The 23,911-nt window shown below is 32.5% G+C and carries 19 protein-coding genes and 1 other RNA gene; 12 read left to right on the forward strand and 8 right to left on the reverse strand.

Features of this window, described 5'->3' with window-relative positions:
* Positions 1–6,038 (reverse strand): beta strand repeat-containing protein (locus tag CXF54_RS09970; protein WP_198551054.1); only part of this gene is annotated, 6,038 nt, incomplete at its 3' end.
* 394 nt (positions 6,039–6,432) lie between these two features.
* Here CXF54_RS09970 and CXF54_RS09975 point away from each other — a divergent pair.
* From CXF54_RS09975 to CXF54_RS09990, 4 genes are all read left to right on the forward strand, one after another.
* Positions 6,433–6,921 carry a SixA phosphatase family protein gene (locus CXF54_RS09975; RefSeq protein ID WP_101203416.1) on the forward strand — a complete coding sequence of 163 codons (489 nt, stop codon included), beginning with the start codon at positions 6,433–6,435 and terminating at the stop codon, positions 6,919–6,921.
* A 40-nt stretch (positions 6,922–6,961) separates the two neighbouring features.
* Complete coding sequence (ppk1, locus tag CXF54_RS09980) at positions 6,962–9,022, forward strand: polyphosphate kinase 1 (RefSeq protein WP_090842234.1); 2,061 nt, start codon at positions 6,962–6,964, stop codon at positions 9,020–9,022.
* A complete protein-coding gene (locus tag CXF54_RS09985) occupies positions 9,015–9,926 on the forward strand; it encodes a Ppx/GppA phosphatase family protein (RefSeq protein WP_101203417.1) in 912 nt (303 codons plus the stop codon). Before ppk1 ends, CXF54_RS09985 begins: the two co-directional genes overlap by 8 nt.
* Positions 9,927–10,021: 95 nt before the next feature.
* Complete coding sequence (locus tag CXF54_RS09990) at positions 10,022–10,558, forward strand: porin family protein (RefSeq protein ID WP_101203418.1); 537 nt, start codon at positions 10,022–10,024, stop codon at positions 10,556–10,558.
* 67 nt (positions 10,559–10,625) lie between these two features.
* Here the strand turns inward: CXF54_RS09990 and CXF54_RS09995 are convergent, their stop codons facing one another.
* Genes CXF54_RS09995 through dnaX form a run of 3 tightly spaced genes read right to left on the reverse strand, consistent with a single transcriptional unit; the run spans position 10,626 to position 13,473 of the window.
* Entirely contained in the window at positions 10,626–11,207 is a 582-nt protein-coding gene (locus CXF54_RS09995; RefSeq protein WP_090842229.1) for a tRNA-(ms[2]io[6]A)-hydroxylase, read from the reverse strand.
* Positions 11,208–11,224: 17 nt separating this feature from the next.
* Positions 11,225–11,761 carry a hypothetical protein gene (locus tag CXF54_RS10000; RefSeq protein WP_101203419.1) on the reverse strand — a complete coding sequence of 179 codons (537 nt, stop codon included), beginning with the start codon at positions 11,759–11,761 and terminating at the stop codon, positions 11,225–11,227.
* A gap of 2 nt (positions 11,762–11,763) precedes the next feature.
* Entirely contained in the window at positions 11,764–13,473 is a 1,710-nt protein-coding gene (gene dnaX / locus CXF54_RS10005; RefSeq protein ID WP_101203420.1) for a DNA polymerase III subunit gamma/tau, read from the reverse strand.
* Between the two features lie 193 nt (positions 13,474–13,666).
* Here dnaX and rnpB point away from each other — a divergent pair.
* Positions 13,667–13,974: RNase P RNA component class A (rnpB, locus tag CXF54_RS10010), an RNA gene on the forward strand.
* 37 nt (positions 13,975–14,011) lie between these two features.
* On the opposite strand, the gene CXF54_RS10015 is transcribed toward rnpB, so the two are convergent.
* Genes CXF54_RS10015 through CXF54_RS10025 form a run of 3 tightly spaced genes read right to left on the reverse strand, consistent with a single transcriptional unit; the run spans position 14,012 to position 16,117 of the window.
* Complete coding sequence (locus CXF54_RS10015; RefSeq protein ID WP_101203421.1) at positions 14,012–14,569, reverse strand: RsmD family RNA methyltransferase; 558 nt, start codon at positions 14,567–14,569, stop codon at positions 14,012–14,014.
* On the reverse strand, positions 14,569–15,390 hold the full coding sequence (locus tag CXF54_RS10020) for a DUF3822 family protein (protein ID WP_101203422.1): 822 nt from the start codon (positions 15,388–15,390) through the stop codon (positions 14,569–14,571). Before CXF54_RS10020 ends, CXF54_RS10015 begins: the two co-directional genes overlap by 1 nt.
* On the reverse strand, positions 15,374–16,117 hold the full coding sequence (locus CXF54_RS10025; protein ID WP_101203423.1) for a hypothetical protein: 744 nt from the start codon (positions 16,115–16,117) through the stop codon (positions 15,374–15,376). Before CXF54_RS10025 ends, CXF54_RS10020 begins: the two co-directional genes overlap by 17 nt.
* A 123-nt stretch (positions 16,118–16,240) precedes the next feature.
* Here CXF54_RS10025 and CXF54_RS10030 point away from each other — a divergent pair, with 123 nt between their 5' ends.
* From CXF54_RS10030 to CXF54_RS10055, 6 genes are read left to right on the forward strand one after another with little or no spacing between them, the layout of a single operon-like run.
* The gene (locus CXF54_RS10030; protein WP_101203424.1) at positions 16,241–17,671 is read left to right on the forward strand and encodes an ATP-dependent RecD-like DNA helicase; all 1,431 of its coding nucleotides are present in this window, start codon (positions 16,241–16,243) and stop codon (positions 17,669–17,671) included.
* A gap of 35 nt (positions 17,672–17,706) precedes the next feature.
* Positions 17,707–18,435 (forward strand): 3-deoxy-manno-octulosonate cytidylyltransferase, encoded by a 729-nt coding sequence (gene kdsB, locus CXF54_RS10035; protein WP_101203425.1) that lies wholly within the window; start codon positions 17,707–17,709, stop codon positions 18,433–18,435.
* On the forward strand, positions 18,426–19,130 hold the full coding sequence (locus tag CXF54_RS10040; RefSeq protein WP_101203426.1) for an HAD family hydrolase: 705 nt from the start codon (positions 18,426–18,428) through the stop codon (positions 19,128–19,130). The genes kdsB and CXF54_RS10040 overlap by 10 nt, the downstream gene beginning before the upstream one ends.
* Before the next feature lie 2 nt (positions 19,131–19,132).
* Positions 19,133–19,750 carry a CatA-like O-acetyltransferase gene (locus CXF54_RS10045; RefSeq protein ID WP_090842212.1) on the forward strand — a complete coding sequence of 206 codons (618 nt, stop codon included), beginning with the start codon at positions 19,133–19,135 and terminating at the stop codon, positions 19,748–19,750.
* Between the two features lie 28 nt (positions 19,751–19,778).
* Positions 19,779–20,861 carry an iron-containing alcohol dehydrogenase family protein gene (locus CXF54_RS10050; RefSeq protein ID WP_101203427.1) on the forward strand — a complete coding sequence of 361 codons (1,083 nt, stop codon included), beginning with the start codon at positions 19,779–19,781 and terminating at the stop codon, positions 20,859–20,861.
* Between the two features lies 1 nt (position 20,862).
* Positions 20,863–21,411, forward strand: a complete 549-nt coding sequence (locus tag CXF54_RS10055; protein WP_101203428.1) for a 1-acyl-sn-glycerol-3-phosphate acyltransferase — start codon at positions 20,863–20,865, stop codon at positions 21,409–21,411.
* Between the two features lie 188 nt (positions 21,412–21,599).
* Here the strand turns inward: CXF54_RS10055 and CXF54_RS10060 are convergent, their stop codons facing one another.
* The gene (locus CXF54_RS10060; RefSeq protein ID WP_090842206.1) at positions 21,600–23,054 is read right to left on the reverse strand and encodes a nicotinate-nucleotide adenylyltransferase; all 1,455 of its coding nucleotides are present in this window, start codon (positions 23,052–23,054) and stop codon (positions 21,600–21,602) included.
* 93 nt (positions 23,055–23,147) lie between these two features.
* Here CXF54_RS10060 and CXF54_RS10065 point away from each other — a divergent pair, with 93 nt between their 5' ends.
* A complete protein-coding gene (locus CXF54_RS10065; RefSeq protein ID WP_101203429.1) occupies positions 23,148–23,909 on the forward strand; it encodes an MBL fold metallo-hydrolase in 762 nt (253 codons plus the stop codon).
* Positions 23,910–23,911: the final 2 nt, after the last annotated feature.

Consider the following 23,911-nt stretch of genomic DNA (forward strand, 5'->3'; position numbering starts at 1 on the left):
CAGTTAATAAGTATTTCAGTCGTTACTGTTGTTGTACATCCATTTGCATCTACTACTGTTATTGTGTAGTTAGCTTCAGGTAAGCTAGCAAATGTACCATCTGTTTGGTAGTTAGCTCCACCGTCTATAGAATAGGAGTAAGGAGCAATACCTCCGGCACCTTCTATTATAATTGTACCTAAACCTTCACAAACAATATCTGTTTGAGTTGTAATAGTTGCAGAAACACTAGTTGCAGGTTCTAATATTGTTGCTGATTGTGTTGTTTCACAACCTTTAGAATCCGTAATAGTTACAGTATAAGTACCAGCAACTACATTAATTAAATCTTCAGTAGTTGAAGCGTTAGTGTCATTCCATAAAAAAGTATAACCTCCATTACCACCATTAACCGCTAAGTCTAAAGATCCAGTAGCATCATCCTTACATAGTATGTTAGAAACAGCAATAGCAGAACTTAAGATGTTTGGTTCGTTAATTGTTATCGTTGTACTTGTAGTACATTGTGTTACAGTATCCGTTACTGTTATAGTATAATCTCCAGCAGGTAAATTGCTAACAGAAGTTGTCGTATTAGGAATGGTATCCCAACTATAATTAAAGTTTCCAGATCCACCAGTTACGGTAGCTGTTATACTTCCATTGCTTTCGCCAAAACATATTGCAGGATTAGAAGCACCTGTTACAGATAGATTATTACAAGTCCCTGGGTTAACAGTTACTGTAGTAGAATCTGTACAACCGTTAGCATCTGTTACAGTTATAGTATAATCTCCAGCACTTAATCCTGAGATTGCATCTGTAGTTTCTCCTCCAGGAGACCAAGAATAACTATAAGGTTCAACACCTCCAGTAACCACAGCTGTCGCTGTACCGTCACCTGTGGTTGGTCCAGACTCATCCGTTGTTGTAGCTGTTACGTCTAGCGCATTACTTGGTTCTGTAATAGCTATTGTTTCTTCCACCGCTTGACATACGGTTCCATCAATCGTTACACTTACAGAATATACACCTGAAGATAAACTAGCTAATGTACTAGATGTTACAGCTGTATCAGTTTGTACGTCAGAAACCCCATCGTTCCAAACAAAAGTAAAAGTAGCACTTGGATTAGCATCAGAGTTAGCTGTTACCGTTCCAGAACCAGTTGTGTCACCTGTACAAAGTACATCGGTAACATTTGTTATTGCAATTTCTGCATCACAAGTATTAACACATTCAATTACTATACTTTGAGTTATTGTACAATTATTAGCGTCCGTTATAGTTACACTGTGAGTTCCATCAGATAATGCTGTAGCATTTGCAGTCGTTTGACTTCCAGCAGAAGCACTCCATAGGTATGTGTAATTTGCTGTACCACCAGATACTATGGCAGTAGCTTCACCGTTAGAACAACCTTGTGCAGTTGTCGCATCTACTTTAGTTATATTTAAACTTAAAGCAGAAGTAGGTTCAGTAATTGTAGCGCCAATAGATGTAGTACAGTCGTTAGCATCTGTAATAGTTACATTATATGCACCAGCTATTACATTTGATAAATCTTGACTAGTTGAATTACTTACATCATTCCAAACATATGTATAAGGAGCTGTTCCTCCTGTTACTGTAATATTAATACTTCCGGTTGCTTCACTGTTACATAATACATTTGTAACACTTGTTATTGAAGCTTCTAAAGCAGCTGTAGGTTCTGTTATTGTAATCGGTTGATTAAATGTACATCCATTTGCATCTAATACGATAACAGTATAATTTCCTTCTGAAAGATCATTAAAAGTTCCTGAAGTCACATAATTAACACCATTATTTATAGAGTAGCTGTAAGGCGCAATACCACCCGCACCTTCAACAGTTACTGTTGCAGAATTAGTACCAAAGCAATCTACGTTAGTTTGACTTGTAATTGAAGCTGAAACAACAGCAGCAGGTTCTAATATTGTTGCTGAGTTTATTGTTTCACAACCTTTAGAATCCGTAATAGTTACAGTATAAGTACCAGCAACTACATTAATTAAATCTTCAGTAGTTGAAGCATTAGTGTCATTCCATAAAAATGTATAACCACCATTACCGCCATTAACAGCTAAATCAAGAGATCCAGTAGCGTCACCTTTACATAATATATTAGTAACTGCTATTGCCGAACTTAAAACATTAGGTTCGTTTATTGTTATAGTTGTGTTTGTAGTACATAGAGTTACATTATCTGTAACTGTAATAGTATAATCTCCAGCAGGTAAATTGCTAACAGAAGTCGTGGTATTAGAAATAGTATCCCAAGAGTAACTAAAGTTTCCAGATCCACCAGTTACAGTAGCTGTTATACTACCATTACTTTCGCCAAAACATATTGCAGGATTAGAAGATCCTGTTACAGATAGATTATTACAAGACCCTGGGTTTACAGTTACACATGTAGTATCTGTACAACCATTAGCATCGGTTACAGTTACACAGTATTCTGCTGCACTAAGCCCTGTAAGGGCATCAGTAGTTTCTCCATTAGGAGTCCAAGAATAAGTATAAGGAGCTACACCGCCAGTTACTATTGCAGTAGCAGTACCATCACCAGTGGTAGGACCAGACTCATCAGTAGTTGTAGCAGTAACATTTAAAGCATTACTAGGTTCTGTAATAGAAATAGTTTTAGCAACAGCTTGACAAACTGTTCCATCAATTGTTACGCTTACAGAATATACCCCAGCAGATAAATTGGCTAATGTACTAGAAGTTACAGCTGTATCAGTTTGTACATCAGAATTCCCATCGTTCCAAACAAAAGTAAAAGTAGCACTTGGATTAGCATCAGAGTTAGCTGTTACCGTTCCCGTACCAGTTGTGTCGCCAGTACAAAGTACATCAGTAACATTAGTAATTGCAATTTCTGCATCACATGTATTAACACATTCTATTACTATACTTTGAGTTATAGTACAATTATTAGCATCTGTAACAGTTACACTATGCGTTCCATCAGATAATCCTGTTACTGAAGCAGTAGTTGCACTACCTGCTGATGCACTCCATAAATAAGTGTAATTTGTTGTACCACCAGATACAATTGCTGTAGCTTGTCCATTTGCACAACCTTGGGCAGTTGTAGCATCTACTTTTGTTATGTTTAAACTAAGAGGACTAGAAGGTTCAGAGATTGTAGCTCCAACACTTGTAGTACATCCATTGTCGTCTGTAATTGTTACATTATATGCACCAGCTAAAACATTTGATAAATCTTGACTAGTTGAATTACTTACATCATTCCAAACATATGTATAAGGAGCTGTTCCTCCTGTTACTGTAATATCAATACTTCCGGTTGCTTCACTGTTACATAATACATTTGTTACAGTTGCGATAGTAGCTCCTAAAACAGGTTGTGTTACGGTTAACGTTTGTATGTGCTCTGTTGTAAGATTACATTCATCAGTTGCAGTCCAAGTCCTTGTAATTGTTATTGTTCCAGTACAAATATCACCCGTAGTAGTTTCACTAAAAGTAACATTAGCATCTCCGCAATTATCTGTAGCAGTTAATGTTGGAGCATTAGGAATAGCATCATAATCTACAGTATCATTAGCAGGTAAATTTTCATTAAAAGTAGGAGGGGTCGTATCTTCTATAGTTAATATTCCTGTTATTAGTGTAATATTTCCACAATCATCAATTACGGAGTATTCAGCTTCTATTGTTCCACCTCCACAAGCGTTAGCTACAAAATCAGAATAATTAAAATCTGAAGTTACATTGTTTGCAGAGTCCGTGTTACAATCATCAGTACCACAGATTCTTAATGCTGCTATGTTAGCATTATTCCATTGGAAAGCTTCAGATTGATTTGAAACATTATCACATTCTATAGTCTTATTAATGTCTGCGCAATTAGCTAAATCTGGACCTGTAGTGTCTTCTATTGTTATTGTTGCACTTGTTGTTGATGTATTATTACATTCATCTTTAACAGTATAAGTTACAGTTATACTACCACTAGTTCCACAGTCATATATAAAATTAGAGTAAACATAGTTAGATGTTACCACTAGGTCTGCAGAGTCAGTACAATTATCGGTACTACAATTTTGTAATAAGTTAATATTATCAGTATTCCAAGTATCTATTATAGTTTTGTTATCAGAACTTGAGCACTCTTCGTTTGTTTGTGCAATTAGGTTACAACTAGATAAATCAGGTGCGGTAGTATCCTTAATTGTAATTGTAGTAATAGCAGTTGAAGTATTACCACAATCATCTGTTGCAGTAAAAGTTCTACGAACTACTATAGTACAATTAGCGTTAGATGTTATAGTATCTATATAAGTTACAGATTGTACTTGTGTATCATCTGATGTATTATAATTTGAAAGTGTACCAAAAGTAGTAAGGACATTATTAGAAACTGAAGTACTATAATTAAACTCAGTATTAGCAGCTGTTATATCGTTTGCATTACAACCTTCTATACTTAATGTACTAGGTACTGTAATTACAGGGTTAGCATTGTCTTGAGAACCAACAATAATATTATCCATATAAGCCTCGCAACCATTAGCGTCTGTTACTAAAACACTATAGGTTCCGGTTGGAACGTTATTTAGGTCTTGTGTTAGAGCACTGTTACTCCATGCGTAAGTAAATGGACTTGTACCACCAGAAATTGTAATATCAATAGCTCCGGTATTTCCTGTATCACATGCAGCATTAGTTAAGGCAACATTAGATATCTCCAAAGCATTATTAATTGTTGTAGATGCAAAACTAGTACACCCAAGTGTGTTAGAGACTAATACAGTATAACTCCCTGGTGCTAAATTATTAAATGTTGGAGAACTTTGATAAGGACTTCCATTAATAGAATAAGTGTATTGACTACCAACAGGAGATGTTACCGTAATTGTACTAGTATCATTAGTATTATTACAACTTATATCTAAAACTGGACTAGCAGGTAAAGGTTGATAATTTAACGTAACTGTTGCTACATCACAAACGGATTGGTTTGGTGCAGGTAGACATACTTGATATTGAAAAGTAACAGTTCCTGTAAAACCAGGTGTTGGTACATAACTGTAATTTCCGTTTGAAGCTAAAGAAAAAGATTGCCCAGCTGGACTAGGTCCAGATACTAAACTGTATGTAGAGTTATCTGGTGCAGTTGCTATTTCGCTTAATTCACCTCTAGCGGTATCATTTACACACTCTTCGAAATCGCCATCAAGCGCATATTTTTGAAGTAGAAAAAATTTACCATCACCATGATCTCGTGTTGCAGCAACAAATTCTATCTTAGTAATTTTAGATCCTGTAGGAGCAATAGAGTTTAAATAAAATAATCCAATACCAATAGTTTGTCCGTTTTCATTACAACGTCCAGATCTCCAATAATCGGTATTAAGGTTTATTGGCGGTCCAAAAGTACAACCATCTCTATAATCACCAGAATTTCTAACAAATGTATTTCCTAATTGTTGCTCTGGACCTCCACCAACTGGTGTACCCCATACTTCAACATAAAAACAGTTGTTTCCACCTCTTTCTGTAACTGCCAAAATACCACCTTGGTTAGATGGTATAGGATTGCTATAAAAAATAGTTTGTCTTTGTGCATTGGAGATTTCTGCTTTGGTAAAATTATTACACATCGCTTCTCCATTTGGATTGGCAGTAAAATAATGATTTAAGTTTTTGTCTTGAAAAGCACTCAAAGCTTTAGTGTTCCAGTTTGGATCACTACTTGTATTAGCCAAAGTAGTTCCGTTTTCAAGAATCATGTTTGGAGAGTTTCCATCAGGACCTAGAATTGTCATCTCATAAGATGTCGGTACAACAAACGTATTATATACGTCTCCGTTTACAGTAACAGAATTTATTGTAGCTGGATTACTAATTCCACCAAGTTGATTATCGGACCATTGGAAGGTAACACCTGTTCGGATAGAAGGTGATTGCGTTTGCGCAAATGCAAAACAACTAAACATCAATCCGATTAGCATAGCTAACACTGATTTTGAATATTTCAAATTATTTTCTATTTTTCTCAAAATTTATAATTTTTTAACTTATATCTTATTTTTTTTTGTAAAATCTATAACAAACACAAAAGCACCTACAGCATTAAGCTGTAAGTGTATTACGATTAAATAATAAAAGAGAATGTTGTATTCCCATAACATTACATGTCTTTACTGCGTTATATTATATATTTTTAACTAATCATTTCAGCCAAAATATGCTACAGTTTAAGGGAGGTGCCACATAGTGACAAACGTAGGTATTCTGTAATTACTTATATTCAGGGACAAATTTAACTAATTCTTTAACAAAAGAAAGCTGATTTAGGTGTCTAATCAAATATATATGTTATAGCACATATAAAACCGATAAAAGGTGTTGCTTAAACCGTTAAACGTAAAAACACGTATTTTAACTACAATCATGAACAAAGTTTTACAATTTATTAGACACTCTAAATCTTCTTGGCAATTTCAAGTGAATGATCATGACAGACCATTAAAAAAAAGAGGGGTAAATGATGCGCTTTTAGTCTCTAAACACTTAAAAACTATTCTATTAAAACCAGATGTTATTTTTTGTAGTTCTTCACAACGAACAAAATCGACAGCAACGTTGTTCGTCGATATATTGGAATTGAAAAACGTCAATTTTGAAGTAAAAAAAGCACTTTATGACTTCTCAGGACCATCGGTTTTAGACGCTATTAAAACATGCGATGATTCTGTTACCGTTTTAATGCTTTTTGGGCATAATTTTGCTTTAACAAATTTATGTAACTCTCTAGGAAGCATAAGTATTGACAACGTAGCAACGTCAGGTTTTGTACAAATAGAATTTGATCAAAACTCATGGAAAAATATACAAAATGGTAAAACCACAAAAATTGTATTTCCAAAACATTTAAAATAGACAATCTAATTAGATATATTTGTAGTAAATTCTGAAAATAATGACTAACCATATTATCGATAATAAATATGTAAACAGAGAATTAAGTTGGTTACAATTTAATCATCGTGTGCTTCAAGAGGCTGCAGACGAGTCTGTTCCGTTAATAGAAAGACTCCGTTTTTTAGGTATTTTCTCTAATAATTTAGACGAATTTTTTAAAGTACGTTATGCAACTGTCAAACGTATTGATTATGCAGGAAAAGCTGGTAAAAGTCAGTTAGGTGGTATTAAGGCTTCAGAGCTTTTGGATATTATAACAAACACGGTTATTAAACATCAAACCGAAAGTTTGAAAATATTACATGATATTCAGAAAAAATTAGAAGCAGAAAATATTTTCATTTTAAGAGAAACTAAAATCTCAAAAACTCAAAAGCAATACCTTAGAAGTTACTTTTTAGAAAAAGTGAGTCCTGCGTTAGTTACTATTGTTTTAAATTCTGAAATAAAGTTACCAAATCTTAAAGACAGTGCAGCTTATCTTGCTGTTAATATGTATATGGAAGATGGTAGTAATCAATATGCTTTAATAGAAATTTCAAAAAGCATGGATCGTTTTGTTGTATTACCCAAAAACGGGGATACAGACAATATTATAATGTTGGATGATCTGTTACGTTTATTTTTAGACGATATATTTAACATTTTTGATTACAAAAAAATTACAGCTCACATGATTAAAATTACTAGAGATGCCGAGTTGGATCTAGATAGTGATTTGACCAAGAGTTTTATGGAAAAAATCAGTGACAGTGTAAAGGATAGACAAGAAGGAGAGCCGGTTAGATTTGTTTACGATAAAACCATTGATAAACCTACGTTAGCATTTTTAATGGATAAAATGGGGATTGATAATACGGATAGTATTATCCCTGGAGGTAGATACCATAATCGTAGAGATTACATGGGGTTTCCTAGTTTAGGACGTAAAGATTTATTGTACGAAAAAATTGTACCATTAAAAGTAAAAGGATTAAGTCTAGAAGGTAGTATTTTTGAGGCAATTGCTAAAAAAGATTATTTGCAATATGCTCCTTATCATACCTTTTCTTATGTGGTTAAATTTTTAAGAGAAGCTGCTTTAGATCCTAAAGTAAAAGCAATTAAAATTACTATATATAGATTAGCTCAAATTAGTCATGTTGCAAGTTCTTTAATTAATGCAGCAAAAAACGGTAAAAAAGTGACGGTTTCTATGGAGATTCAAGCACGTTTTGACGAAGAAGCTAATATCGCTTACGCGGAACAAATGCAGCGGGAAGGTGTTAATTTAATCTTTGGTGTGCAAGGATTAAAAGTGCATAGTAAAATGTGTTTGATAGAAAGAGAAGAAGATAATAAATTGAAACGTTATGGCTTTATAAGTACTGGAAATTTTAACGAATCCACAGCAAAAATTTACACAGATTACACCTTATTTACTGCCAATCAAAAGATTTTAAAAGACGTAAATAAAGTATTTAACTTTTTTGAAGTCAATTATAAAATTTATAGATTTAAACATATAATTACGTCTCCGCATTATACAAAAAACAAGTTTTTTCAACTAATTGACACCGAGATCAAAAATGTAAAAGAAGGAAAACCTGCCTACATTAAATTAAAAATGAATAGTATTTCTAGTTACCAAATGGTAGACAAGTTATACGAAGCAAGTCAAGCAGGTGTTAAGATACAGATGATTGTTAGAGGTATTTGCTGTTTGGTTCCTGGTGTAAAAGGGATTAGCGAAAATATTGAGGTTATTAGTATTGTAGATAAGTTTTTAGAGCACACAAGATTATATGTATTTTGTAATGATAATGCACCTAAAGTGTATATTTCTTCTGCAGATTGGATGACTAGAAATATTGAAAATAGAGTAGAAGTAAGTTGTCCTATTTATGACGAAGAAATTAAGGAAGAATTGATAGATACCTTCCACATTTGTTGGAAGGATAATGTAAAAGCTAGGATTTTAAACAAAGCACAAAACAATACTTATAAAAGAAATAACGAACCTAAATGTAGGTCTCAATTTGAAGCTTACACCTATTTAAAAAATAAATTAGATGCTTAATATTCAAAAATATGCAGCTATAGATATTGGGTCCAATGCGGTTAGATTACTTATATCTAATATAGTCGAAGAAAGAGATAAGCCAACGCGTTTTAAAAAAAGCTCGTTAGTTAGGGTTCCGGTGCGTTTGGGTGCAGATGTATTTATTAAAGAGCAGATTTCAGAATACAACGTTAATCGTATGTTGGATACCATTCATGCGTTTAAATTGTTAATGAAAACCCACGGTGTTGTAAAGTATAAAGCATGTGCAACATCAGCAATGAGAGAAGCAAATAATGGAAGAGAAGTTGCTAAGTTTATAAAACAAAAAACAGGAATTCAAATAGATATTATTGAAGGCGAAGAGGAGGCTGCCATAATTGCAGCTACAGACTTGCAGTCGTATATAGATGCCAATAAGACTTATCTTTATGTAGATGTTGGTGGAGGGAGCACGGAGTTTTCTGTAATTGATAAAGGTCAAAAAACAGCATCCAAATCGTTTAAAATCGGAACCGTCCGTTTATTAAACGATATGGTGAAAAAAGAAGCTTGGTTAGAACTTGAAAACTGGATTAAATCTGAGACTGTAAAATATGAAAAAATAGAGGTTATTGGATCCGGAGGAAACATAAATAAGATATTTAAAGTCTCTGGTAAAGCCATGGGAAAACCATTGTCTTATTTTTACTTAACCTCTTATTATAACATGCTTCAAACGTATTCTTACGAGGAGCGTATTTCTATTCTAGATTTAAATCAAGATAGGGCAGATGTTATTATTCCAGCAACACGTATTTATCTGTCAGCAATGAAATGGTGTGGTGCAAAAGATATTTATGTACCCAAAATTGGACTTGCAGATGGTATCATAAAAAGTATGTATAATGATACTGTTTCTAGTCATACAAAGTTAAAATAATACATTTTATCTATTTAATGTATCATATTATTGAAAAAAATATATCTTTACTTCTACAATCAAGTATTAAATAAACCAATTTAAGTTTTCAAAACATGAAAAAAACTATTTTACTATTAACTTTTGTTTTAGCCTCGTTTTATGGGTATGCACAAGACGCGTTATACGGTGTAAGAGCTGGATATAATATTTCTAATTTAGATTTTGATCCTAGTGTACCCGCTGGAGTTGCAAATGCACATAGAAATGGATTTGCTATTGGTTTTTTTGGCGAATATAGTTTAACGGATTCATTTTCTTTTGCACCAGAAGTTCAGTTTTCTGCAGAAGGAGCAAAAGATCAAGAGTTACGTATCAATTATATTCAAGTGCCATTATTTTTTAAATATAAAATAGACTCAGCTTTATCTGTTGGTTTAGGTCCTCAAGCGGCTTTAAAAGGGCATTCTTATGAAGACGGATTGAGAAATTTAGGTTTTTCGGTATTAGGAGGTTTAGAGTATTTAATTACTGACGAATTTTTTATTGATTTTAGATATTCGTATGGATTATCTAATGTTTTAGATGATAATGATGCTGGTTTAGAAGCAAAAAACACAAACATGCAAATAGGTTTTGGAGTAAAATTCTAAACATAATATTTTATAATAAAAAAGCCCATTCTAATTTAGAATGGGCTTTTTTATTTAGCAATTTTATTTATCCGTGTATGGTTTCTTTTTTACTTAAATCTTGCATTATTTGCGCTTCATATTCTAGTAAATCATTCCATTTTTTATCAACTTCTGTACGATCTCCATATTGTCTTGCAAATCCTAAAAACATGGTGTAATGGTTAGCTTCACTAACCATTAATTTACGATAAAACTCAGCTAAAGATTTATCCTCTAATTCTTCAGACAATAATCTAAAGCGTTCACAACTTCTAGCTTCTATCAATGCAGCATATAACAGTCTATGCACTAACTGTGTTGTTCTACTCCCTCCTTTAGGAAAAAAGGTAATCAATCTTAAAACGTAATCGTCCTTGCGGTCACGACCTAAAATCCAACCGTTTTCTATTATCAAATCATGGACCATTTTAAAGTGGCTAATCTCTTCTTTAACCAAAGCAACCATTTCTTGTACTAGATCGGTATATTCAGGAAAACTAACTATTAAGGAGATTGCTGTACTTGTTGCTTTTTGCTCGCAGTAAGCATGATCTGTTAAGATTTCTTCTATGTTTTTTTCTACTATATTTACCCAACGTGGATCTGTTGGTAATTTAAGTCCTAGCATGTCTTAGGTGTTAAAAGTTAACTCTGTTTTGTTATGTTGTAATCCCCATTTGCTTCAATAGTTAAATTGTATGTTGGGCAATTTGTTGATCTAGGAATACATTGGGATGCAATAATGTGTACTTTGTTTGTTTCCAAGCTTTTTTGTTGGTCTATATAAATCTCAGTGCTTACATAGTCGCTAACTTTTTCAGACAGAAAATTGTCATCCATGACTTGCTTAAATATTGGTCTATCATCTTTGAAAACTTCAATTTCAGAGACAAATTCTCTATAGTAATTATTGTTAGTTATATAGTCTTCTTCAAAAGATTGTAACACAGCTTTAGTCATGTCTGTGTAACTTTTTATTGTAACTCTGTAACCATTGCTTAAAATGGTATCTGTGCTTGTTTCAGTATAGCTTTCTGGGAAGTATTGTGTCTGTTCTGCAAAGGATTGATATAGGTTTTTTTCAATAAGAATATCCCTTGGTTTTTTATTAACATGATGACGACCATCACAACTTAATAAAACAAGGATTAGCGCAAATAGTAAAAAAGCAAATTTGTTCATAGTTAAACGTCTAAGTCAAAAGTGGTACGCAATAGCTCTAAATTAGGGTTTTTCTCCTTTAGCTTCTCGTATTTTTCTAGAGGCGTATAGGCATATTTAGTATCTAATTCTTCATTAATAGTTATATCTAATGTGATATCGTAATTTTTTAAGTTTTTACGTAAATAAGACATGAGATCAAAAGACTGACGCTCCACTTCAACTTTGTTTGTCGCGTTTGGAAACGTTAGTTGAATAGAAAATCCATCAGGTGCCAAAGTAGGCTTGTCAATAGATAAGATAGAGGCTAAGTTAAATTTACCTTCGCCTTCAATTTTAGTTACAAAAGCATTCCAAACCTCAGTTAATTCATCTTGATTAAATGGTTCTCTTGGTAAGTTTTCTTCGTCCACAACAACATCTAATTGTCTAATTTGATGTTCCTTTTTAGCTCTGATACTTTTTAAAGATAAACCAGAAGTACGTTTTGTTTTAGAGGCTATACCGTTTTCTAAAACAATTTTAGGTGTTACAGGTTTAGCGGGTTGTTGTGGAGTAGGTGTTGCTTTTACAACAGGTACAGCAGCTTGCGGTACATTAACCTTTACAGGAGTAATGCCTATTTTTTTAAAGTAAGATGGCGGAATTATGAACCGACTACTATTTTTTTTTTCTCCATCAAAAGTGATAGAGGCAAGTTGCATTAAAGTTAATTCGACTAAGAGTCGTTGGTTTTTACTACTCTTATATTTTAAGTCACAGTCGTTAGCCAAGTTAATTCCTTTTATTAAAAAGTCTTGACTTGCTTTTTGAGATTGTTCTAAGTATTTGTTTTTGGTGTCTTCACCAACTTCTAACAGCTCTATAGTAGTTGGGTTTTTGCAAACTAGCAAATCTCTAAAGTGAGAGGCTAATCCAGCGATATAGTGATGACCATCAAAACCTTTTGCTAAAGTTTTATTAAACTGTATCAACAGTTCAGGGATCTTATTTTCTAAGATATACTCTGTGCTTTCAAAATAGGTTTCGTAGTCTAAAACGTTTAAGTTTTCAGTTACAGCTTGCCTTGTAAGTTCTTTACCTGCAAAACTTACAACTCTATCAAATATAGATAGGGCATCACGCATGGCACCATCAGCTTTTTGAGCGATGATATGTAAGGCGTCATCCTCAGCATTTACACCTTGTTCTTTAGCAATATATTTTAAATAGTTTTTAGCGTCTTTAACAGTAATACGTTTGAAATCAAAAATCTGACAACGTGATAAAATGGTTGGAATTATCTTATGCTTTTCTGTAGTTGCTAAAATAAAAATACAATGTTTTGGTGGCTCTTCTAACGTTTTTAAAAAGGCATTAAAGGCAGCTTGAGATAACATGTGGACCTCGTCAATAATATAGACTTTATATTTTCCAACTTGTGGTGGTATACGGACTTGGTCTGTTAAATTTCTAATATCATCAACCGAGTTGTTTGATGCGGCATCTAGTTCAAAAATATTAAAGGCGTAATCTTCCTCTCCAGTTTCGTTACCGTCACTGTTAATCATTTTTGCTAAAATACGTGCACAACTTGTTTTACCAACCCCACGCGGACCCGTAAATAATAAAGCTTGTGCTAGGTGATTGTTTTCAATAGCATTAAGTAGTGTATTGGTAATAGCAGATTGTCCAACAACATCCTTAAAGGTTTGTGGTCTGTATTTTCTTGCCGATACTACAAAGTGTTCCAATGCTACAAAATTTATTTTAGCGTCTTTTTGATGCTATTATTAAGATGTAACAAATTTAAAAAATAGAAGGCTAATTAAGAAGTCTAAACTGTGATTTTATTTATAGTTATCAACAAAACAGTATTAATCTTTAAAGTGGAAACAATTTAAAGATTATAGCTTTAAAAATGTCTAGTTTATTGTAGTTTTGCTTTCAGTAAATTGCCTTATCGCTTTAAATTTATTTTAAAGAGGAAAGTCCGGACACCGTAGTGTAATCATAGTGGTTAACAGCCATCCGCCGAGAGGTGAGGAAAAGTGCAACAGAAAGAATGTACAGGTCATGCTGTAGTGAAACCAGGTAAACTCTATGAGGTGCAATACCATGTATACTAACGTTTGAGCGTACACGCGCGATTGTTAGAGGGTAGGTAGCTAAAGCGTGTTGGTAACAGCAAGCTCAGATAAATGATAGGGGCTTCTTAGGAAGTACAAAATCCGGCTTATAGATTTACTTACTTATAAAAAAAACCATCTAGAAATAGATGGTTTTTTGTTTTTACTCTTCTTCGTCTGAAGTTATATTTTCAAAAAAGCTAAAGGTGTTTCCGCCATAACTTTTAGAGTGGCTATAATTTGATATGCCTGATAGGTCTGTATATTTAGAGTGTTCTACAATAAGTAAACCGTCAGTTTCTAAAAGATTATTAGCAAATATTAAATCTGGAATTTTAGTGAAATCTTCAACAGAAAAATCATAAGGCGGATCCGCAAAAATAATAGTATGTTGTTGTTTGCTTCGTTCTAAAAATTTAAATACATCACTTTTTATAGTTTGTATGTCCATTTCAAAGCTAGCAGCGGTCTCGTTAATAAACTTAATGCAACCATGATCTTGATCTACACTTAAAATATTTTCTGTACCTCTAGAGGCAAACTCGTAGCTTATGTTTCCTGTTCCTGCAAATAAATCCAATACAGAAATGTCATCTAAATAATATTGGTTATTTAAAATGTTAAACAAGGCTTCTTTGGCCATGTCTGTTGTAGGTCTTACAGGTAGCTTTTTTGGAGCAGTGATTCTTCTTCCTTTAAATTGTCCTGATACAATGCGCATTATAAGCTTTTTAGTAATGTGAAATTTGAGTGATTGTGTGTTGGTTTTTCCGCGAAAGCGTAAGTGTCCATTCTATTGCCAAAAGATACGTGTCTGATGTATTTATAAGCTATTTCAAACAACGGACTGTCCTTGGTTACTTCACCTAAAAACAATACTTCTATGGTTTCTGGGTTAAGCTGTAATTGCTCTAAGGTAAACAATAAATAATAAATAAAGTCTTCTTTTGTTTGGTGTTCAAACGTATTGTACAGCGTTAGCTTTCCTTTATTGATAACAATAATTTCAAAATTTGTGTCTGACACATGGACATAAACTTTTGGAGTATTGCTGTGTTTTTCAAAGGTCAATAATTGTTCTATTAAAATAGTAGAAAAATGATTGTAAGTAAAGCTGCCAAATTGATCAAATATAAAGTTATTAATGTTAGTAAAAGGCACGTAAACATTAACACTATCGTTTGGATGGATGTCATCAAACGTTATAAAATCAGTTTTTAAAATTTTAGTATTAAATTTTAAATAATCGGCTAAAGTGTCTTCATTAAATAATGGTTTTGGAACAACTGTGGACCAATCATTAACATGTATGACATTTATAGCTTTAAAAGGCTGTTTTAATACAGTTTCTGTATTAAAAAGATGTTTGATAGCATCTAATAATTCTGATGGCGTTTTCTTAACAGAAAAGCGTTCAGATTTAAGTGTAACTATAGTTTTTGTATTTGTATCTAAAACACAAAAAGAATGTCCACTCAAACTAATTTGAATGGACAATTCTAAGTTGGTTAATTCGTTATTATTACTAGTCGTTACTGCCATAAGTTTTTGGCCAGTTTCCGATAGTTTTAACTTCATCCATAGATCCTACACGTAGTGCATCTCCATTTACTCCTTCAACAGATATTACTTGACTTTCTTTAAGTACTAAGTTTTTATCTTGATCAAATAAAATGTCTGATTTTTTTACAAACGCTTCAAATACAGGAATTTTATTTCCTTTCTCGTCTTCAATCTCTCCTGCGTTCATTGTAAATTTAGTTCCTTCTTTTCCAAGAGGTACATTCATCATTTGCTTATATCTATCAGTACCTTTGAACAAACGATTTTTTACAGGCTCAAATCCGATTGTATCTGTAATAACAATTTCCTTAGTTGTTGTTACACCACCATAACGTTTTGTAGCTTCAACATCAATAACTGTAGAATCTCTTCTGTCTATTAATGTGAATTTACCGTTTTCAATAAATTTAATTAAAGTATCATAACTTTTAGTAAACTTACCTGTAACAGTTCTGTGTGCTAATTGAGAATCTCTAATGTCTACTAAACGTTCAATAGCTGCTCTGTATCTTTTTTCTTTTAATTGGTTAAACTTAATTTCTCCATATACAGAGTTAAAAGTTAAGAATCCTAAATAAGCAATAAGTGCCCAAAGTGCGATGGTAATAAATGGTTTTGCTTTTGTTGGAATAAATTTGTCAATAAGCCAAACAATCAAAATTGTTAGTAAAATTGCTCCAAGTATAATAAGTGCTAATTTTATCATAAGTATTTTATTAAATTTAATTAAGGTCTGTGACAAATCTACAATTTTTTTTTATTCGTAAAAACCATTGTTGGTAAAAATGATTTATATATTTGATAAAAAGTTTTCAATCCACACTATTTAATGACCAGTTCTCAATTTTATTCCCTTATAAGACAGCATTTTCCGTTCAATCCAACCTCAAAACAAGATATTTTACTTTTACAACTTTCTGAGTTTATTTTAAATGATAAAGAAAATGGCGTGTTTTTGTTAAAAGGTTACGCTGGTACTGGTAAAACCACCATTATTGGTACGATTGTGACAAATTTGTGGCACGCAAAAAAAAGTGCAGTTTTGATGGCTCCAACGGGTCGAGCAGCTAAAGTTATCTCCAATTATTCTAAAAAAGAGGCGTTTACTATCCACAAAAAAATATATTTTCCGAAAAAAGAAAAGGGTGGAGGTGTAAAATTTGTGTTACAACCAAATAAACATAAAGACACTATTTTTATTGTTGATGAAGCTTCGATGATACCAGATTCGCCAAGTGATTCTAAACTTTTTGAAAATGGATCGCTTTTGGACGACTTAATGCAATATGTGTATCAAGGTCAAAGATGTAAATTGCTTTTAATAGGAGATACAGCCCAATTACCTCCAATAAAATTAGATTTAAGTCCTGCATTGGACGAAAAAACACTAAGTCTAAATTACAACAAGTCTGTGACTAAAATGGAATTAGATGAAGTTGTAAGGCAAGGTGAAGGCTCCGGTATTTTAGAAAACGCAACTATTTTAAGAGAAACTATCGCCGATGGCTTTTTTGATAGCTTTAAGTTTAATTTAAAGTCTTTTAAGGACATAGTTAGGCTTGTAGATGGTTATGAGATTATGGACGCTATAAATGATGCGTATAGTTCTTTTGGATATGAAGACACAAGTATTATTGTAAGAAGTAACAAACGCGCTAATTTATACAACCAGCAAATACGTAGTCGTATTTTGTTTAGTGAGAACGAATTATCTTCTGGAGATTATTTAATGGTTGTAAAGAATAATTATTTTTGGTTAAAACCTACATCCGAAGCTGGTTTTATTGCTAACGGAGATATTGTAGAAGTTTTAGAAATTTTTAGCATTAAAGAATTATATGGCTTCAGATTTGCAGAAGTAAAGGTTAGGATGGTTGATTATCCTAAAATGCAACCTTTTGAAACTGTTTTGATGTTAGATACTATTGAGGCAGAAACACCGTCTTTACCTTATGAAGAGTCTAACAGATTATATCAAGAGGTTCAAAAAGATTACGAAGATGAAACCAGTAACTATAAAAAGTTTTTAAAAATAAAGGGCAATAAGTTTTTTAATGCCTTACAAGTAAAGTTTAGTTATGCAATAACATGTCATAAGTCTCAAGGTGGACAATGGAATACTGTTTTTGTAGAACAACCTTATCTTCCTAACGGAATTGATAAAGATTACTTAAGATGGCTGTATACAGCTATAACTAGAGCTAAAGATAAATTGTATTTAATTGGTTTTAAAGACGATTTTTTTGAAGAAGACCATTAAATTATTATATTTTTATGCTCCAATTTAATTCTTAGATGAAAATAATAGCAATGATTCCGGCACGATATAGTGCCTCACGTTTTCCTGGTAAGCTAATGAAAGATTTAGGCGGAAAACCGGTAATTACTCGTACTTATGAAGCTACAGTAGAGACCAAACTATTTGATGACGTTATTGTGGTTACTGATAGTGATATTATTTTTGACGAAATCACTAAAATTGGTGGTCATGTTTTAATGAGTACTAAGCAACACGAATGTGGAAGTGACCGTATTGCAGAAGCAGTAGAGGATTTAGACATAGATGTTGTTGTAAACGTGCAAGGTGACGAGCCTTTTACTGATACAGAATCTCTTAAAAAACTAATAAAAGTCTTTAAAGAAGATACAGATAAGCAAGTCGACTTAGCATCATTGATGGTGCATATTACCGATTGGGACGAAATTAAAAACCCTAACACGGTTAAGGTTATTGTTGATCAGCAAAACTTTGCGTTATATTTTTCAAGAAGTCCAATACCGTATCCAAGAGACGAAGCAGTGCCTGTTAAATACTTTAAACATAAAGGCGTTTATGCTTTTAGAAAAGAGGCCTTAATGGATTTTTATAGGTTACCAATGTTGACTTTGGAAGCTTCAGAAAAAATTGAGTGTATAAGATATTTAGAATACGGAAAGCGTATCAAAATGGTAGAAACAGATATTCAAGGTGTAGAAATAGATACTCCTGAAGATTTAGAGCGCGCAAAAAAACTATGGAAGTAGATTACAGACATATTAAAGTTATTGGTTTTGATGCTGATGACACGCTTTGGGTTAATGAAACCTATTTTAGAGATGCAGAAGTGCAGTTTGCTAAATTGTTAAGCCAATTTGAGACTGAAAATAAAATAGATCAAGAGCTGTTTAAAATGGAGATGAAAAATCTTCCAGTTTATGGTTATGGTGTTAAAGGGTTTGTGCTGTCAATGGTAGAAATGGCTTTGGAACTATCCAACAATACAGTCTCTAATCAAACCATATCTAAAATTTTAGATATTGGTAAAGAAATGATTAATCAAGAGGTAGAGTTGTTAGATGGCGTGGAAGAAGTCTTGAAGCAATTATCTCAAAAATATAAATTAATAGTTGCAACTAAAGGCGATTTATTAGATCAGGAACGTAAACTTGAAAAATCAGGATTATTAGATTATTTCCATCATATTGAGGTTTTAAGCGATAAAAAAGAAGCTAATTACTCTAAATTATTAAATCATTTAGAGATTAAACCTTCAGAGTTTTTAATGGTAGGTAACTCTTTAAAGTCAGATATTTTACCATTAATTAATATCAAGGCAAGTGCAGTACATGTACCTTTTCATACAACTTGGTTGCATGAACAAGTAAATGTAAATCAAGAAGAGTCTAAACAATACAAAACAATAAAAAGTCTTAAAGACTTGCTTAAAATTTTACAGTAAAAGTGAAACTATTAGATATTAATACATGGGACAGAAAGCAACATTTTGATCATTTTTCAAAGCTTAAAGATCCCTATTTTGGTGTTACTATTCCGTTTAATGTGGAACATGCTTATCAGTATGCAAAAGATAATAAAGTAAGCTTTTTTGGTGTGTATTTACACGCTTGTATGACGGCTATTAATGCGGTAGAAAATTTAAAATATAGAATTGTAGATAATACGGTTCAAATTTGTGATACAATACATGCATCGGCAACAATTATGCGATCCAATAATACTTTTGGATTTTCATTTATAGATTATGATAAAGACTTACATGTGTTTTTATCTAATTTATCTGCGGAAAAACGAAGAATAGAGCATACACCGGATCTGTTTCCACCGGTTAATGGTTTAAATTGTATACATTGTTCTGCGTTACCTTGGCTTGATTTTTCAGGTCATAAAGAGCCTGTATCGGGTCAAATGGATTCAGTACCAAAATTAGCATTTGGTAAAGCAGTAAAACAACAAAGTAATCTGGTTATGAATGTAGCTATTAATGTTAATCATGCTTTAGTAGATGGTTATCATATTAGTTTATTTTCAGAAATATTTCAGAAAAACTTAAATAAGTAATAAATTTACAATCTAAGACGAAAAGTCAATGAGTTATAAAAATTTTCCAATGGTGTCCAAAGTTATATTTGGACGAGGTAGTTTTAATCAATTAAGCGATATTTTAGAGCCTAATAGGTTAAACACTAGCGCACCATTTATCTTTTTTGTGGATGATGTTTTTAAAGGTAATCCTTGGTTAACCTCGAGAATACCGTTATCCTATCAAGATAAAGTCGTTTATGTTTCAGCTAATGAAGAGCCAAAAACAGAACAAATAGATGCTTACGTAGAAGATATTATTGTTTCCTTTAACGAAAGACCTTCTGGTATTATAGGTATTGGTGGTGGATCTTTATTAGATATCGCTAAAGCTGTTGCTATTATGATTAATAATGATGGTGAAAGTAAAGACTATCAAGGATGGGATATCGTTAAAAATCCAGCGGTATATCATGTTGGTGTACCAACTATTTCAGGAACAGGAGCAGAGGTGTCTAGAACCACTATTTTAACAGGACCAGAACGTAAACTTGGTATTAATAGTGATTACACACCATTTGACCAAGTGCTTTTAGATCCTGAATTAACAAAAGATGTCCCAAAAGACCAATGGTTTTATACAGGAATGGATTGTTATGTACATTGTATTGAGTCACTTAACGGAACATATCTTAATGCATTTAGCCAATCTTATGGCGAAAAAGCGTTAGAATTATGTGAAGAAATATTTTTAAATGATGATTTACCAGCTGAAGAATCTCAAGATAAATTAATGATGGCTAGTTGGCACGGTGGGATGAGTATTGCTTATTCTCAAGTAGGTGTTGCACACGCTATGAGTTATGGTTTGGGATATTTATTAGGTGTTAAACATGGTATCGGTAATTGTATTGTTTTTGATCATTTAGAAGCGTATTATCCAGAAGGTGTTGCTGTTTTTAAGCAAATGAAAGCAAAACATAATATAACGTTACCGCAAGGTATTTGTGCAGATTTATCTGATAAGGATTTTGATATTATGATTAATGTCGCTCTAAGTTTAGAACCACTTTGGGAAAATGCAATTGGTAAAAACTGGAAAAAAACTATTACTCATGACACGCTAAAAGCGTTGTATAAAAAGATGTAATATGTATTGGTTAGCTAAATTTGTTTATTTTAAAATCATGGGTTGGAAAGTTGTAGGTAATACTAACTTTTCAAAGGATACTATTAAAAAAGCTATCATTATTTCCGCGCCTCATACTAGTAATTTAGATTTTATAATCGGAATCTTGTTACGAAAAATCACACAGGTAAAAACAAATTTTATTGGTAAAAAAGAGCTTTTTACATGGCCTTTCGGCTATTATTTTAGAGCAGTAGGTGGTGTGCCAGTAGATCGAAAAAATAAAGAGAATAAAGTACAGACAATTGCCAAGTTGTTTGAAAATAAAGAGGAGTTTAGATTAACGCTTGCGCCTGAAGGGACAAGGAGTAAGGTAGACGAGTGGCGTACTGGGTTTTACTATATAGCAAAGCAAGCTAACGTGCCCATTATAATGTTTACATTGGACTTTGGAAATAAACAAAATACTATTTCTGAACCTTTTTTTCCAACAGATAATATTGAAGAAGATTTTAAGTTTATGAAATCTTTTTTTAAAGGTGTAAAGGGTAGGATTGAAAAAAATATTTAGTTTTTTTATTAAAATTAGAATCTTGGTATGACATTTGATTTATAATAAGTGTAGTACACAATGAAACATAAAGTAAACTATAAGTCCCTAAAAAGAAACATTTATCTACTACAACACAACGCTATAATAAAAAAAGCGACTTTAATTATAAATTAAAGCCGCTTTTTTGTTACTAATTAGATTTGAATCTAATTTTTATTATGAATTTCTTCAGTTTCGCAACCAAATAAACTCTGCTCAGAGATTAGTTTAGAGACTCCTTCTGGTAGCATTTGTTGCCATCCTTCTTCGCCTGTAGCAATCATTTTTAGTACTCTTCTAGAGAATACATCTAAAGTTGCAGGATCAAAGTCTGTAATGTCTACAACCTTTCCGTTATATTTGAAAAACTTGTAAAGCTCCTTCATTCTAGGATGTACTTTTAAAGTATCGCTTGTTGTAAGTGTACCATCCGATTCTTTCATTGGATATAAGTAAACACGTAAATCTTTAAAGAATAATTTACCAAACGCTTCTAAAATACCACCACTTAAATGTCTGTAGTATTTTTCATCAAAGATATCCACTAGGTTATTGACACCCATAGCTAATCCCATTCTACTCTTAGAGTATTGAGAGAAATATTCGACTAACTTATAATATTCTTGGAAGTTAGAGATTAATACAGTGTGACCTAAAGAACATAGTAATCTAGCACGATCCATAAAATCCTGTTCGTCAATTTCACCTTCGGCTCTTAAGTTTGAAAGGGTAATTTCAAAAATAACCTGCGTGTTATTTTCATCAACCTTATTTTCTTTGATAAACATGTCTAACGATTTCTCGTACATGTCAATATTTACTTTGGTTACGGGTCTAAAACTACCACGTAAGGCTAATATGTTCTTTTTATATAATACTCTTGCAGGTAATACGTTATTTCCGTCAGGAGCAAACATAATAGCATCAGTCATACCATTTTTAACCAGTTGTAAACTCATTAAACGGTTATCAACGTCTTTAAAAACAGGACCTGAAAAGTTAATAGTATCAATTTCAATTTGATCTTTATCTAAATGATCGTATAAGTAACGTAGTAATTTTCTAGGTTCGTTATATTTATAGAAAGCACCGTAGATAAGGTTTGTTCCTAATATACCAAGTGTTTCTTGTTGTAATCTTGCATCGTTTTCTTTAAAACGTATGTGTAATACAATTTCATTATATTCTTCTTCTTCAGGATCAATTTGGTATTTAATACCAACCCAACCATGTCCTTTATACTTTTTTGCAAAATCTATGGTAGCCACAGTGTTTGCAAAACTAAAAAACATTTTGTGTGGATTTTTTTCACGATCAATACGCTCTTCAATCAATTTAATTTCATGAGAGACCATTTTACGTAAACGCGCTTCCGTTACATAACGTCGGTCGTTTTCAATACCATAAATAGCATCACTAAAATCTTTATCGTAGGCAGACATTGCTTTCGCAATAGTACCAGAAGCACCTCCAGCTCTAAAAAAGTGACGAACAGTTTCTTGTCCAGCTCCAATTTCAGCAAACGTACCGTAAATATTTTCGTTTAAGTTAATACGTAATGCCTTGTCTTTCAGAGAGGGAATGTTTTCAAACTCTTTATCTCCTTTTAGCCTAATTTCCATATAAAAATCACAATATTGTTAAGTTTTACAAAGGTATCAAATAAGTATATCAAACAAAATAAATAACTTATTTTTGTGTAAAATCTTCGGCAATTGAAAATTACATTTTTAGGCACAGGTACATCACAAGGTATTCCCATTATTGGAAGTACACATCCTGTGTGTTTAAGTACTAATTCTAAAGATAAACGTTTACGAGTATCTATAATGGTAGAGTGGGATGACAAGATTTTTGTTGTAGACTGCGGACCTGATTTTAGGCAACAAATGTTATTGGCTAATCCAGAAAAGATTGATGCACTTTTATTTACACATGAGCATGCAGATCATACTGCTGGCTTAGATGATATTAGACCGTTTTGTTTTAGACAGGGCGATTTACCAATATATACTCATAAACGAGTTATAGAACAGCTTAAAATAAGGTTTGAATACGTTTTTGCAACAGAAAACAGATATCCAGGTGCGCCAACGGTTTCTGTAAATGAAATTAAAAACGAAGCTTTTACTATTGCTGGAAAATCAATTATTCCTATTGAGGCTTTGCATTATAAATTACAAGTCTTTGGTTTTAGATTTGACAATTTTGCTTATTTGACGGATGTTAAAACTATTACGCAAACAGAATTGGATAAGCTAAAAGATTTAGATGTTTTAGTCATCAATGCCTTGAGAATTAAAGAACATATTTCGCATTTAAATTTGGAACAGGCTTTAGAGATTATTGCTTTGCTTAAGCCTAAACGCGCTTACTTGACTCATGTTAGTCATTTATTAGGGTTTCATGACGAGGTGGAAAAACAATTACCAGAAAATGTTTTTCTGGCTTATGATCAATTAAAAATTACAATCTAAAT

The sequence above is a fragment of the Olleya sp. 1-3 genome (assembly GCF_002836085.1).
In the GTDB taxonomy this organism is placed as follows: domain Bacteria; phylum Bacteroidota; class Bacteroidia; order Flavobacteriales; family Flavobacteriaceae; genus Olleya; species Olleya namhaensis.